Origin of the sequence: Streptacidiphilus jiangxiensis, assembly GCF_900109465.1 — a bacterium.
In the GTDB taxonomy this organism is placed as follows: domain Bacteria; phylum Actinomycetota; class Actinomycetes; order Streptomycetales; family Streptomycetaceae; genus Streptacidiphilus; species Streptacidiphilus jiangxiensis.
Genome location: NZ_FOAZ01000016.1, coordinates 36,415 through 52,332, shown reverse-complemented (window position 1 = coordinate 52,332; position 15,918 = coordinate 36,415). Strand labels below are relative to the sequence as shown.

Annotated in this window: 1 protein-coding gene (only partly in view); it reads right to left on the bottom strand. The window is 74.2% G+C overall.

Annotation, left to right across the window (positions count from 1 at the left end; translation table 11 throughout):
* A protein-coding gene (locus tag BMY61_RS27385; protein WP_052438536.1) for a non-ribosomal peptide synthase/polyketide synthase crosses the window boundary here: on the bottom strand, positions 1–15,918 show its 5' portion. Its footprint begins 3,225 nt before the window's first position; only the first 15,918 of its 19,143 coding nucleotides appear in the window; its start codon is at positions 15,916–15,918; its stop codon lies beyond the left edge, outside the window.

Genomic DNA, 15,918 nt, shown 5'->3' with positions numbered 1-15,918 from the left:
GATCTCCGCCTCGGTGAGGGCGACGAGCGGCAGCATGTCCGGGGTGAGGTGCGTGGCGTCGGCCGGAATCAGGTTCGGCGGCACGACGACGCCGTTGGTCTCACCGGCTGCGGTCGCGGCAGCGAGCCGGGCCGGGGTCGGGGAGGTGAACAGGGTGCGCACGTCCACCGGGACGCCGCGGGCGCGCAGCTTCTCCACGAGCGAGACGGCGAGCAGCGAGTGGCCGCCGCGCTCGAAGAAGTCGTCGTCGACGCCGATGCGCTCCACGCCCAGGACGCGGGCGAACTCCTGGCACAGCACCTCCTCCTGCGGCGTCGCGGGGGCGCGGTAGGTGGTCGTGCCGGCGCTGCCGAAGTCCGGTGCGGGCAGGGCCCGGCGGTCCAGCTTGCCGTTGACCGTCCGGGGCACGGCGTTCAGGGCGACGATCGCCGTGGGGACCATGTACTCCGGGAGCGACTCGGCCAGGCCCGCGCGGACCTCCGCCGCGTCGAGACTCGCGTCGCCGACGACGTAGCCGACGAGGCGCTTGTCGCCGGGCACGTCCTCGCGGACGACCACGACGGCCTGCACCACACCCGGCCGGGCTGCCAGCTGGGCTTCGATCTCACCCAGTTCGATGCGGTAGCCGCGGATCTTGACCTGGTCGTCGGTGCGGCCCAGGTACTCGATGTTGCCGTCCGCGCGCCAGCGGGCCAAATCGCCGGTGCGGTACATGCGCGCGCCGGAGGCGTCGTGCGGGTTGGCGACGAACCGCTCGGACGTGAGCGCCGGACGGCCGAGGTAACCGCGCGCCAACTGCGCACCCGCGATGTAGAGCCCGCCCGCCACACCCGCCGGCACCGGGCGCAGCCCGGCATCCAGAATGTAGGCCTGCGTGTTCCACATCGGACGACCGATCGGCACCACCGCACCCAACTCGACGTCATCGCCGACGAGATAGTCGGTGCAACCGACCGTCGCCTCGGTCGGACCGTAGTGGTTGACCACCGCCACGCCCGGGTGGGCCTTGCGCCACTGCTCCAACTGCGCACCCTGGATCGCCTCACCGCCGACCATCAACCGGCCCGACGGCACGTGCGCGTCCGACATCGCGTCCAGGTACGCCAGACCGCTCGGCGTGGCCTTCAGGAAGGTGAGCCGCTCCGCGCCGAGGACAGCAGGGAGCCGCTCGTCTAGTGGCGCGACGCGGATGCGTCCGCCGGAGGTGAGCGCTCCGTAGAGGGCGGTGACGCCCGCGTCGAAGGAGATCGAGGCGTGCAGCAGGGTGTTGCCCTGGACCTCGGGGTAGGCCTCCTGGGCTCGCAGGACGTAGTTCACCAGGCCTGCGTGCGGGAGCACGACGCCCTTGGGGCGGCCGGTGGAGCCGGAGGTGTAGATCACGTAGGCCGGGTGCTGCGGCTCGATCGCCACACCCAGGTCCGTGTCCTCGAAGCCGTCGGTGGACAGCTCGTCCAGCAGCAGAACCTCGACGCCGGACGTGTCACCGGCCCGCTCCACACACGCGCGGCTGGTCAGCAGCACCCGCGGCCCTGAGTCGGCGACCATGTACGCGATCCGGTCCACCGGGTACTCCGGGTCGATCGGCACATACGCGCCACCCGCCTTCAGTACCGCCAGCAGGCTGACCACCAGCTCGTTCGACCGCTCCAGCAGGACCGCGACGCGGTCCTCCGGCCGCACGCCGTGCGCGGCGAGCAGGCGGGCGAGGCGGTTGGCGCGGGCGCCGGTCTCCGCGTAGCTGAGCTCGGTGGTCTCGTGGACGAGCGCCACCGCCTGCGGTGTGCGGGCGACCTGGGCCTCGAACAGCGCGGTCAGGGTCGTCGTCGGGACGGCGTGGCCGGTGGCGTTCCACTCGGTCAGGATGCGGTGGCGTTCCTCCTCCGCCAGGACCTCCGTCCGGGCGACCGGCTGGTCCGGCGCGGTGAGGACCGCGTCCAGCACCCGGACGAAGCGCTGAGCGAGCGTCTCGACGGTCGATCCGTCGAAGAGGTCCGCGGCGTAGGTGAGGGTGCCGGTCAGACCGGCCGGGGCGCCGTCGGCGGCCAAGGACTCCGTCAGTGTGAAGCCCAGATCGAAGCGGGCGGCGTCCGCCTCCAGGGAGAGCGGCGCGGCCTGCACGCCGGGCAGGTCGAGCGAGGCCTCGGCGTTGTTCTGCACCGCCAGCATGACCTGGAAGAGCGGGTGCCGGGCCATCGAACGCGACGGCGCCAGCTCCTCCACGAGCCGCTCGAACGGCACGTCCTGGTGCGCGAAGGCGCTCAGGCTGCCTTCGCGGACGCGGGCCAGCAGTTCGGTGAAGGTCGGGTCGCCGGACAGGTCCGTGCGCAGCACGAGGGTGTTGACGAAGAACCCGACCAGCTCGTCCAGCGCCTCGTCCGTGCGGCCCGCGATCGGCGTGCCGATCGGGATGTCCTGGCCCGCACCAAGGCGCGACAGCAGCACGGCGAGCGCGGCCTGCAGCACCATGTAGGGCGTCACGCCCTCGGCGCGGGCGAGCGCGCGCAGGCGCTCGTGCAGGTCGGCCGGGACGTCCAGGTCCACGGATCCGCCGCGGTGGGTGGCCACGGCCGGGCGCGGCCGGTCGGCCGGCAGCGCCAGCTCCTCCGGCAGCTCGGCCAGGGCCTCACGCCAGTAGCCCAACTGTTCCGCCAGCAGGCTGCCTTCGTCCTCGACGCTACCCAGCAGCTCACGCTGCCACAGCGCGTAGTCCGCGTACTGCACCGGCAGCGGCTCCCACACCGGCGCCTCGCCGCGCAGGCGGGCGGCGTAGGCAATCGACGCGTCGTGGGCCAGCGGCGCCATCGACCAGCCGTCACCGGCGATGTGGTGCACCACCAGGACGAGGGTGTGGGTGCCCGCTGCCTCCTGGAACAGCCAGGCGTGCAGCGGTATGTCCTGGCTCAGGTCGAAGACGTGCGCGGCGGCAACGGCGAGGGCCTGCTCGTCGTGGCCGTCGGTGCGGGTGACGGTCAGCAGCGCGCCGACCTCGTCCATCGGGAGCACCCGCTGCACCGGCCGCCCGTCCTGCGCCCGGTAGACGGTGCGCAGCACCTCGTGCCGGGCGACGACGTCGCGCAGCGCCTGGTGCAGCAGCTCGGTGTCGAGGGGGCCGGTCAGGCTCAGCCCGAGGGGGATGTTGTAGGTGGCGCTCGGGCCCTCCAGCTCGCCCAGGAACCACAGGCGCTGCTGTGCGAACGAGACCGGCAGGTGCTCGGGCCGCTCCCCCGCCGTCAGCGCCGGGCGGTCCGCGCGGACGCCCTCCAGGGCGCCGAGGCGCTCGGCGAGGGCGGCGACGGTCGGCGCCTCGAACACGTCGCGGATCGGCAGCTCGACGCCCAGCGTGGTGCGGATCCGGCTGGCCAGGCGGGTCGCCAGCAGTGAGTGGCCGCCGAGGTCGAAGAAGCCGTCGTCGATGCCGACCCGCGGCAGGCCGAGGACCTGCGCGAACAGCTCGCACAGCACCGCCTCGCGCGCCGTGCGCGGCGCGCGGCCGGGCGTGACGGTGACGACGGGCGCCGGCAGGGCGCGCCGGTCCAGCTTGCCGTTGACGGTCAGCGGCAGCGCGTCCAGCAGCACGAAGGCGACCGGGACCATGTACTCCGGCAGCCGCTCGGCGAGGTGGGCACGCAGTTCTTCCGTCGTCGGCTCCCCGGCAGGGACGACGTAGCCGACCAGGCCCTTGCCGCCCGGCAGGTCCTCGCGGACCACGACCGCGACCTGCCCGACGGCGGGGTGCGCCCCGAGCACGGCCTCGATCTCGCCCAGCTCGATGCGGAAGCCGCGCAGCTTGACCTGCTGGTCGGCGCGGCCCGCGTACTCCAGCGAGCCGCTGCGGTTCCAGCGGGCCAGGTCGCCGGTCCGGTACATGCGGTCGCCATCGACACCGTTCGGATCGGCGACGAAGCGCTCGGCTGTCAGTGCCGGGCGGTCGAAGTAGCCACGCGACAGGCCCGCGCCCGCGAGGTACAGCTCACCCACACAGCCCGTCGGGACGGGCCGCAGGCGCTCGTCCAGGACGTAGGCGCGCATGTTGTCCATCGGGCCGCCGATCGGCAGAGCAGCACCCGTGCCGCGCACCGGCTCGGCGGTGGCGAAGGTGGTGGTCTCCGTCGGGCCGTAGACGTTGGCGACGACCGTCTGCGGGCAGGCCGCCAGCACCCGGGCGACCAGCGTCGGCGACACCACGTCGCCGCCGGTCCACACCTGGCGCAGCCCGGCGAAGCAGGCCGGGTCCTCCTCGGCGAACAGGCCGAACAGCCCGATCGTGAGGAAGAGCCACGTCACGCCGTGCTCGGCGACAAGCCGCGCGAGCGACTGCGCCGTCAGGTCCTCGGCCGGCGCGACGACCACGCGGCGTCCGGTCAGCAGCGGCGTCCACAGCTCGAACGTGTTCGCGTCGAAGGAGTGCGGCGAGTGCATCAGCACCGCATCCAGGTCCGGTCCGGCGAAGCGCCGGTCGCAGGAGAGCGCGACCACGTCGCGGTGGGTGACTGCGACGCCCTTGGGGCGGCCGGTCGAGCCGGAGGTGTACATCACGTAGACGAGCTGACGCGGGTCGCAGGCGACGGCGAGGGGGCTGCCCTCGTCGCAGTCCTCACCGGCCTCGGAGTCGACGGTCAGGACCGTCAGGCCCAGCTCGTCCGCCTGCGCTCGCAGCGTCTCGTCGGTCAGGACGACGCCGACACGGGTCTCCGTGGTCAGCGCCTCGCGGTGGGCGAGCGGGTAGCGGGCGTCGAGCGGCACGTAGAAGCCGCCCGCCTTGACGATCGCCACCAGGGCGACCGTGAGCTCCGTGGAGCGCTCCATCAGGACCGCCACGCCGCGCTCCGGGCCCACGCCCTCGGCAACCAGACGACGGGCGAGCCGCTCGGCGCGGGCGTCGAGGGCGGCGTAGGTGAGCTCGGTGCCGTCCGGGCCGACGATCGCCACGGCGTCCGGGGTCCGCGCGACCTGGGCGGCGAACAGCTCCGGGAGGGTCGCGGTGGGGAGGTCGGTGGCGGTGTCGTTCCAGTGGGTCAGGATCCGGTGGCGCTCGGCGGCGTCAAGGACCGGGGCGTCCGCCACGGGCCGGGAGGTGTCGGCGAGCAGGCCGTCGAGCACGCGCACGAACCGGGCTGCGAGCTCCTCGGCGGTCTCCCGGTCGAAGAGGGAGGTGGCGAAGGTGAGCAGGCCGCGCAGGCCGTCCGTGCCGGGCTGCTCCTCCAGCGTGAAGGCCAGGTCGAACTTCGCTGCCAGCTCGCCTGCGGGCACCACCTCGGCGTCCACGCCCGGCAGGTCCAGGACGGCGGCCGCGTTGTTCTGCACGGACAGCATGACCTGGAAGAGCGGGTGCCGGGCCATCGACCGCGACGGCGCCAGCTCCTCCACGAGCCGCTCGAACGGCACGTCCTGGTGCGCGAACGCGCTCAGGCTGCCCTCACGGACGCGACCGAGCAGTTCGGCGAAGGTCGGGTCGCCGGACAGGTCCGTACGCAGCACGAGGGTGTTGACGAAGAACCCGACCAGCTCGTCCAACGCCTCATCGGTACGGCCGGCGATCGGCGTGCCGATCGGAATGTCCTGACCCGCGCCCAGACGCGACAGCAGCACCGCGAGCGCGGCCTGCACGACCATGAACGGCGTCACGCCCTCCGCCCGCGCCACCTCCCGCAGCAGCCCGTCCAGCTCCGCCGGGACCGCGAACTCCACCGTCCCACCGTCGTAGTCGGCGACCAGAGGGCGGGCCCGGTCCACGGGAAGCGTCAGCTCCTCCGGCAGGTCGGCCAGGGCCCCGCGCCAGAAGTCCAACTGCTGCGCCAGCACACTGCCCTGGTCGGACTCCTCACCCAGCAGCTCACCCTGCCACACCGCGTAGTCCGCGTACTGCACCGGCAGCGGCTCCCACACCGGCGCGGCACCAGTCGTCCGCGCCGCATAGGCGGCGGACACGTCGCGCGCCAGCGGCGCCAACGACCAGCCGTCACCCGCGATGTGGTGCACCACCACGACCAACACCCGCTCCACCTCGCCCTGCTCGAACAGCCAGGCACGGATCGGGAGTTCGGTGCTGATGTCGAACGCGTGGGAGGCGGCCTGCCTCACGGCCTCGTCGCTGTACGGCGCGACGGCGAGCGGGATCGAGACGCCCTCGGCAGGCAGCACGTGCTGGTGCGGCTCGCCGTCGACGGACGGGAAGACCGTCCGCAGCGCCTCGTGCCGCTCCGCCACGTCCGCGAGCGCCGCCTCCAGCGCCGCCACGTCCAGCGCACCCGTCAGGCGGACCGCGAGCGGGATGTTGTAGGTCGCGCTCGGCCCCTCCAACTGCGCGAGGAACCACAACCGCCGCTGCGCGAACGAGACGACCGGAGCCGCAGACCGCTCACCCGCCACCAGCGCCGGCCGCCGCACACCCGACTCACCCAACCGGGCCACAAGCCCGGCCACCGTCGGCGCCTCGAACACCGCACGGATCGGCACCTCCACACCCAGCACCGACCGCACCCGGCTCACCAGCCGGGTCGCCAGCAGCGAATGACCGCCGAGGGTGAAGAAGTCGTCGTCGATCCCGACCTGGGCGAGCCCCAGGACGTCGGCGTAGACCTCACGGAGCAACTGCTCCTGCGGCGTGCGCGCGGCGCGCCCGGAGGCCGTCTGCGTGAACTGCGGCGCGGGCAGAGCGCGGCGGTCCAGCTTGCCGTTGACGGTGACGGGCAGGGCGTCAAGGACGACGACTGCGGCCGGGACCATGTAGTCCGGCAGGCCGGCCGCGACGTGCGCGAGGAGCTCGGCTGTCGCCACCTCTCCGCCTGCCGGGACGACGTAGCCCACGAGACGGCGATCGCCGGGCTGGTCCTCCCGGACGATCACCGCGGCGGTCGCGACCGAGGGGTGCGCGGCGAGGCGCGCCTCGATCTCGCCGAGCTCGATGCGGAAGCCGCGCAGTTTGACCTGGTCGTCGGTGCGGCCGAGGTACTCCAGGGCGCCGTCGGCGTTCCAGCGCACCAGGTCGCCGGTGCGGTACATCCGCGTCCCGGCCGGACCGGACGGGTCGGCGACGAAACGCTCCGCCGTCAGCGCCGGGCGGCCGAGGTAGCCGCGGGCGAGCTGGTCGCCCGCGAGGTAGAGCTCTCCCGCGACGCCGACCGGCACCGGCCGCAGCGCGGCGTCGAGGACGTGCACGCGGGTGTTCCAGACGGGCCGCCCGATCGGCACGCTCGCGCCGGTGTCGGCGGGGGTGCAGGCCCAGGCGGTGACGTCGACGGACGCCTCGGTGGGGCCGTACAGGTTGTGCAGCGGGACCTGCGGCAGAACGGCGAAGAACCGGTCGCGCAGGTCGGCGGGCAGGGCCTCGCCCGAGCACATGACGGCGCGCAGGTCCGTGCAGCCGGAGGCGGCCGACTCCTGCACGAAGGCCTGGAGCATCGACGGCACGAAGTGGGTGACGGTGATCCGCTCGCGGCGGATCAGCTCGGCCAGGTAGGCCGGGTCGCGGTGGCCGCCGGGCTTGGCGAGGACGAGCGTCGCGCCCTCCAGCAGCGGCCAGAAGAACTCCCACACGGAGACGTCGAAGCCAAAGGGCGTCTTCTGCAGGACGCGGTCCTCGGTGGTCAGGCCGTAGGCGTGCTGCATCCAGGCGAGACGGTTGACGATGCCCGCGTGCGGGACGGCGACGCCCTTCGGACGGCCGGTCGAGCCGGAGGTGAAGATGACGTAGGCGGGGTGCTCGGGTCGCGGCGCGACGGTGGGTGCGGTGCCCATGTCTTCGGCGAGCTGCGCGAGGATCTCTTCGGCGTCGAGCAGCAGCGGCTGTGCGCCCGCCTCCTGTGCGACGGCGGCGGTGGCCCGCGTGGCCAGTACCAGGGCCGGGTTGCCGTCCGCGAGCACGACGGCGATGCGGTCGGCCGGGTACTCCGGGTCGACCGGGAGGTAGGCGGCGCCGGCCTTCACCGTCGCCAGCAGCGCGACGACCATCTCGACGGAGCGCTCCAGCACGAGCGCGACCGTTCGCTCGGGGCCTGCGCCCCGGGCGACCAGCAGCCGGGCCAACCGCTCAGCGTGTGCGTCGAGTTCGGCGTAGGTGAGCGTCTCGTCGCCGAAGACCAGGGCCGTCGCGTCCGGCGTCCGCGCCGCCTGGGCGGCGAACAGCTCCGGGAGGGTGGCGGCAGGCAGGTCGACGGCGGTGTCGTTCCACTCGGTGGAGATCCGGTGGCACTCGGCGACGTCGAGGATCTCGGCCCGGGCCACCGGCTGGGCCGGGTCGGCGAGAAGGGCCTGCAGGACCCGCACGAACCGCGCGGCAAGGACGGTGGCGGTGCCGGTGTCGAAGAGGTCAGTGGCGAAGGTGAGTTGGCCCCGCAGGCCGTCCGTGCCGGGCTGCTCCTCCAGGGTGAAGGCCAGGTCGAACTTGGCGGCGAGCTCTCCGGCCGGGACCACATCGGCGTCCACGCCCGGCAGGTCCAGGACGGCGGCCGCGTTGTTCTGCACCGACAGCATGACCTGGAACAGCGGGTGCCGGGCCATCGACCGCGACGGCGCCAGCTCCTCCACCAGCCGCTCGAACGGCACGTCCTGGTGCGCGAACGCGCTCAGACTGCCCTCACGAACGCGACCGAGCAGTTCGGCGAAGGTCGGGTCGCCGGACAGGTCCGTGCGCAGCACGAGCGTGTTGATGAAGAACCCGACCAGCTCGTCCAACGCCTCATCGGTACGGCCGGCGATCGGCGTGCCGATCGGAATGTCCTGACCCGCGCCCAGACGCGACAGCAGCACCGCGAGCGCGGCCTGCAGCACCATGAACGGCGTCACACCCTCGGCGCCCGCCACCTCCCGCAACCGGTCGTCCAACTCGGCCGGGACAGCGAACTCCACCGTCCCGCCCTCGTAGCTCGCCACCGCCGGACGCGCCCGGTCGGCCGGAAGCGTCAGCTCCTCGGGCAGATCCGCGAGCGCGCCGCGCCAGAACTCCAACTGCCGCGCCAGCAGGCTGCCCTGGTCGGACTCCTCACCCAGCAGCTCACGCTGCCAACGCGCATAGTCCACGTACTGCACCGGCAGCGGCTCCCACACCGGCGCAGCACCGTCAACGCGCGCCGTGTAAGCGGCCGACACGTCGCGCGCCAGCGGCGCCAGCGACCAGCCGTCACCCGCGATGTGGTGCACCACCACAACCAACACCCGCTCCGCCACGCCCTGCTCGAACAACCAAGCACGGATCGGCAGTTCACGGTTCAGGTCGAACCGGTGCGCCGCCGCGGCGGCGACGGCGTCCGCGGCGTAGGCGTGGACGGTCAGCAGCGATCCGATCTCCGGCACGGGCAGCACGTGCTGGTGCGGCTCGCCGTCGACGGACGGGAAGACCGTCCGCAGCACCTCGTGCCGCTCCACCACGTCCACGAGCGCCGCCTCCAGCGCCGCCACGTCCAGCGCACCGGTCAGACGGACCGCAAGCGGGATGTTGTACGTCGCACTCGGCCCCTCCAACTGCGAAAGGAACCACAACCGCCGCTGCGCGAACGACACGACCGGAGCCTCCGACCGCTCACCCGCCACCAGCGCCGGCCGCCGCACACCCGACTCACCCAACCGCGCCGCAAGACCCGCCACCGTCGGCGCCTCGAACACCGCACGGATCGGCACCTCCACACCCAGCACCGACCGCACCCGACTCACCAACCGCGTCGCCAGCAGCGAATGACCACCCAGCGCGAAGAAGTCCTCGTCCACACCGACCGCAGGTCGGCCGAGCACCTCCGCGAACACCGTGCACAGCAGCTCCTCCTGGGGCGTCTGTGCGGCACGGCCGGCGGCGGTCTGCGTGAACTGCGGCGCGGGCAGGGCGCGGCGGTCCAGCTTGCCGTTGGGCGTCAGCGGCATCGCGTCCAGCAGGACCAGCGCGGCCGGGACCATGAAGTCGGGCAGGGTCGCCGCGACGTGTGCTTGCAGCTCGGCCGCATCCAGCTCCCCCGCCGGGACGACATAGCCGACCAGCCGCACGTCACCCGGCTGGTCCTCGCGGACGATCACCGCGGACTGCGCGACGCGCGGGTGGCGCAGCAACGCGGCCTCGATCTCGCCGAGCTCGATGCGGTGGCCGCGGACCTTCACCTGGGTGTCGGCCCGGCCGACGAAGACCAGGTGACCCGCTGCGTTCCAGCGTGCGAGGTCGCCGGTGCGGTACATACGGGTCCCGGCCGGACCGGACGGGTCGGCCACGAAGCGCTCCGCCGTCAGCGCGGGACGCTCGTGGTAGCCGCGGGCCAGACCGTCGCCCGCGATGTACAGGTCGCCGACGACCCCGGCCGGGACCGGGCGGAGGCGACGGTCCAGCACGTGGACGCGGGTGTTGGCGATCGGGGCGCCGATCGGCGGGACGGAGCCGTCGGTCGCCGGGTCCACGCTCAGCGCGGTGGACCAGATGGTGGTCTCGGTCGGGCCGTAGAGGTTGGTGACCTCGCCGGCGGCGGTGAGGGCGGCGGCGAGCGGGCCGGGCAGGGCCTCGCCGCCGACCAGGACGCGCAGCGCGGGTAGCGCGGTGCCGGTCTCCCGGGCGTGCTCGACCAGGGCCTGCCACAGGGACGGCGTGGCCTGCATGACCGTCGTGCCGGTACGGGCGAGCCGTGCGGTCAGCGCGGCCGGGTCCACGACCGCGTCGCGCGGGGCGAGGTCGACGACGGCGCCGCTGATCAGCGGCAGGTAGAGCTCCAGTGCGGCGATGTCGAAGGAGATCGTGGTGACCGCGGTCCAGCGGTCGGCCGCCGTGAGCGGGAAGCGCAGCGCCATGTCGGCCAGGAAGTTGGCGAGACTCGCGTGCGGGACGGCGACGCCCTTGGGGCGGCCGGTCGAGCCGGAGGTGTAGATCACGTAGGCGGGGTGCGCGGGCCGCAGCGGCGCGCGACGGTCGGCGTCGGTGACCGGGGCGTCCGCGTGGTCGCGGGCCGGGTCGCCGTCCAACAGCAGCACCCGCGCCGGGTCGAGGTCGCCGAGCCGCTCGGTGGTCTCGGCACAGGCCAGGACGAGGACGGGCGCGGCGTCGTCGAGGACGTAGCCGATGCGGTCGGCGGGGTACTCGGGGTCGACGGGCACGTACGCGCCGCCGGCCTTGAGCACGGCCAGCAGCGCGACGAGCAGGTCGGCGGTGCGCGGCAGGACGAGGGCGACGCGCTCCTCGGGGCCGACGCCACGCTCCACGAGCAGCCGGGCCAGGCGGTTGGCGCGGGCGTCCAGCTCGCCGTAGGAGAACGTGGTGTCGCCGACGACCAGCGCGGTGGCGTCCGGCGTACGGACGGCCTGCGCGGCGAACAGCTCCGGCAGCAGCGCGGGCGCGACCGGGCCGCCCGCGCTCCCCTGCGTGAGCAGACGCTGTCGCTCGGCCGCGCCGAGGACGTCGAGGTCGCCGACGGCGGTCTGTGGGGCGTGGTCCAGCGTGTCGGCGAGCGCGGTGAGCGCCTGCTCGACCAGGGCGGCGACGGACGCCGCGTCGATCGGGGCGGCCGCCTGGACGGCGCAGGCGAAGGCCGAACCGCGGTCGTCGACGGTCAGCGCGAGCGGGTAGTTGGTGCGGTCCTCCAGGTGGGCCAGCTCGACGCCGGGCAGCGCCTCGACTGTGCCCGCGCGCAGGGCGAAGCCCTGGCCGTGGCGGTAGTTGAGCAGTGCGGTGAACAGCGGCGCGGTGCCCTCGACGGCGGAGGCCCGCTGCGCGAGCGACAGCGGCGCGTACTCGTGGGCCAGCAGGGCGGCAAGCTGCCCCTGCATCTCCCGGGCGGCGTCGGCCACGGCCGTGGCGCCGGTGGCCTGGCGGACGGGCAGGGTGTTGATGAAGAGGCCCGGGACGTTGCCGCCGCCGGCCGCGCGGCCGAAGAGGACGGTGCCGAAGACGACGTCGTCCTGGTTGGCGGTGGCCGCGACGACGCGGGCCCAGGCGAGGTGGAACAGCGCGGCGGTGCTGACGCCGTGGCGGCGCGCCAGAGCGCGCAGGCGCTCGGCCTGCTCGGCCTCGACGGGGAAGCTCGCCTCGGCGAGGCCGCCCGCGTCGCCGCGCACGTCCAGCACGCCGAAGGGCGCGGTGGGCTCGGTCACGTCGCCGAGCAGCTCGGTGAAGTAGCGCGCGTGGTCGGCGTCCTGGCCGCCCAGACGGGCCTGGGCGACGAAGTCGCGGTAGGGGGCGGGCGCGGGCAGGCGGTCGGCCTCACCGGCGAGCAGCGCCTGCACTTCGGCGAGGAGCACGGCCAGGGCGGTGTTGTCGACGACGAGGTGGTGCTGCTGGAGCAGCAGCAGCCACCGGCCGGTGCCGGGTTCGGCGGCGACGTGGCCGCGCAGCAGCGGGGCGCCAGTGAGGTCCATGGTGGTCGGGCAGGCGGCGAGGAGCCGCTGCACCGCGTCGCCCTCCGCAGCCGGGGCCTCCGCGAGGTCGATCTCCCGGACCGGGACGGTGACATGGCGGGCGACGACCTGGACCGGCTCGGGCAGGCCCTCCCACAGCACAGCGGTGCGCAGCACGTCGTGACGGGCGACGACGGAGTGCAGCGCGGCCAGGAAGCTGTCGAGCCGCTCGCGGCCGTCGAAGGCCAGCACCACGGGCAGGACGTAGACGTCGCGGCCCTCGGCGGCCATCCGGTGGTGGAAGAGGATGCCCTCCTGGAGGGGGGCCAGGGGGTAGATGTCCGCGATGTTGGCGGCGGCGCCGGGGACGGCCTCGGCGATCCGGTCGATCTGGTCCTGCGTCAGCGACACCAGCGGCAGCATCTCCGGCGTGACGCGCTGCGCGTCGGCTGGGATCAGGTTCGCCGGGACGGGGACGACGTCGTGGGTGCCGCTGTCCGCCGTGGCAACGGCCGCCAGGGCGGCGACGGTCGGCGCGCCGAAGAGCGCGCGCACGTCCACACCGAGGCCCCGCGCGCGCAGCCGCTCCACCAGCGACACGGCGAGCAGCGAGTGGCCGCCCAGGGCGAAGAAGCTGTCGTCGACGCCGACCCGGTCGACGCCGAGGACCTGCTCGAAGACCTCGCACAGGACTTTCTCGCGCGGCGTCGAGGGCGCACGGTAGCCGGTGGTGGCGGTGAACTCCGGTGCGGGCAGGGCAAGTCGGTCGATCTTGCCGCTCGGGGTCAGCGGCAGCGCGTCCAGGGCGACGACGGCGCTCGGAACCATGGCGTCGGTCAGGGTCGCGGCGAGGTGGGCGCGGATCTCCTCGGGCGCGACCTGGGCGCCGTCCTCGCGCACGACGTAGCCGACCAGGCGGGGGTCACCCGCGCGGTCCTCGCGGACGACCGCGGTGGCGCGCCGGACGCCGGGGTGGGCGCAGAGGGCGGCCTCGACCTCGCCGAGCTCGACGCGCTGGCCGCGCACCTTGACCTGCGCGTCCGCGCGGCCGAGCAACTCGACGGCGCCCTCCGCGGTCCAGCGGGCCAGGTCGCCGGTGCGGTAGAGGCGGGCGCCGGGCGCGCCGAAGGGGTCGGCGACGAAGCGCTCGGCGGTCAGGGCCGGGCGGCGCAGGTAGCCGCGGGAGAGGGCGTCGCCGCCGACGTAGAGCTCGCCGGTCGCGCCGGCCGGGACGGGGCGCAGGGCGGCGTCGAGGACGTGGGCGTCGATGTTGTCGAGCGGCAGGCCGATGGGCTGCCGCTCGCCGTCGACGTCGCCGGTGACGGCGTCGCCGCTGACCTCGGAGGCGCCGTAGTAGTTGGCCAGGCGGGCGCCCGGGAGCGCCTCGGCGAAGCGGGCGGCGAGATAGGCGGGGATGGTCTCACCGGTGGTCACCCACAGCTCGCAGGTGGCCAGTCGCTCCGGCCCGGCGATGTCGAGGAGCGCGGCGAGCAGGCTCGGGACGAGCATGATACGGCCGACCCGGTGCCGTTCGATCAGCGCGGCCAGCGCGGCGGGGTCCTTGGCCTGGTCGCTGTCGGCGAGGACGAGGCCCTCGCCGTGCAGCAGCGAGCCGAGGATCTCGGTGGCGCCGTCGACGAAGCTCATCGAGCTCTTGGCGAGCGCCGGGCGGCCGGGCCGGTAGGGGTCGCGTCCGGCGATGGCGGCCAGGTGGTTGATCTCGGCGGCGTGGACGCCGACGACGCCCTTGGGACGGCCGGTCGAGCCGGAGGTGTAGATGACGTAGGCGGGGTGCTCAGGGCGCAGCGGCGTGCGGCGCTCGGCGTCGGTGAGGTCCGCGGCCTGACGGTCGGCCAGGTCCGCCGCGACCGAGACCGAGTCCAGCGCCAGCGTCGCCACGTCGGTGCCCGCGAGAACGGAGGCCGTCGCGGCGGCCGTGAGAGCGAGGAAGGGACGGGCGTCGCCGAGCATGTAGCGGACGCGCTCGGCGGGCCAGGCCGGGTCCACGGGCAGGTAGGCGGCGCCGGCCTTCAGCACCGCCAGCAGCGCGACGACCAGCTCGGGCGAGCGGGGCAGCGCGAGGGCGACGAGGTCCTCCGCGCCGACTCCGCGCTCCACGAGCAGGCGGGCGAGCCGGTTGGCGCGGGCGTTGAGGGACGCGTAGTCGACGGCCTCGTCGCGGCAGACCAGGGCGGTCGCGTCGGGGGTGCGGGCGGCGCGCTCCTCGAAGGCGGTGGTGAGGGTGGTGCGGGGCCGCTCGACGCGCGGGCCGGTGCCCCGCGTCAGCGCGGCCTGCGCGTCGGTGTCCGCGGCGAGACCGATGCGGCCGAGCAGCGTCTCCGGGGCCTGGTCGGCGAAGGCGTCGAGGACGCGCAGGAAGGTGTCGGCGTGGCCGGGGAGCTCTTCGGCCGAGTACAGGGCCGGGTTGCCGTTGACGACGAGCCGGCCGCCCGCGCCCGCGCGGTGGTCGTAGAGGATGAAGGCGAGATCCTCGACGAGCCCGTTGCCGAGGTTGCGGAAGGTGGCCCGGTGCCCGGCGAAGGTCATGTCGTCGCGGTCGAAGGACATGACGTTGACGCTCGGCCCGACCAGGGCGCCGCTGACGGGGACGCCGAGCTCGCGGCGCATGTCCTCGTAGCGGAAGAGCTGGTGGCGCAGCGCCTCGCGCATCGTCTTCGACGTCTCGCGGACGAACTCGCGCACGCTGAGCTCGGGGCGCGGGGAGAGCCGGATCGGCAGGACGTTGGCGGTCATCGCCACCGAGCGGCGCTGGATCGCCGTCGCCCGGCCGGTGACGGGCAGGCCGAGGACGACCTCCTCGGCGCCGGTGAGGCGGGCGAGGTGGAGCGCGGCTGCGGCCGCGGCCAGGACGGGCAGTCCGGTGCCGAGGCTGCGGGCGGCGGTGCGCAGGCGCTCGGCGTGGTCGACGGCGAGCGGGCGCTCGTGGCGCACGTGGCGGTGACCGGCGGGGGCGTGGCGCCCGGCGAGGGTGACCGGCTCGGGGCGGTCGGCGAGGCGCTCGGTCCAGTAGCGGCGGTCGGCCTCGAACTTCTCCGAGGCGCGGTAGTCGAGGTCCTCGTCGAGCAGGGAGCGGAAGGTGGGCAGCGGGGCGCCGAGGTCGTCGCTTCCGGCGGCGAGGGCGGAGTAGATCTCGGCCACGCGACCGGAGGCGAGCGAGCCGGCGTAGCCGTCGCAGGCGATGTGGTGGGCGCGCTGGTACCAGAAGAAGCGGTCCGGTCCGGCGGGGAACAGCGCCAGCGCGGTGGTCGGGTCCTGGGCCAGGTCGACCGGGCGGGCAAGGTCGGCGCGGATCCACTGCTCGACGGCGGCCTCGGGGTCGTGCTCACCGCTGACGTCCTGGACGTGGAGCGAGACGCCCTCGTCGGCGGCGGGGAACTGGCAGACCTCACCGGCCTCGACGCGGTAGCGCATCCGCAGCCCGTCGGCCTCCGTCACCATGTGACGCACCGCCCGCTCGAACAGGGCGGCGTCGACCGGACCGTGGATCTCCACGCACTCGGCGACCTGGTTCGCCGGGTTGGCGGGGTCCAACAGCTGGCCGAACCAGACGCCCGCCTGGGCGGCGGTCAGCGGCCAGGTGGCGGGGGTGGTGTCCGACAT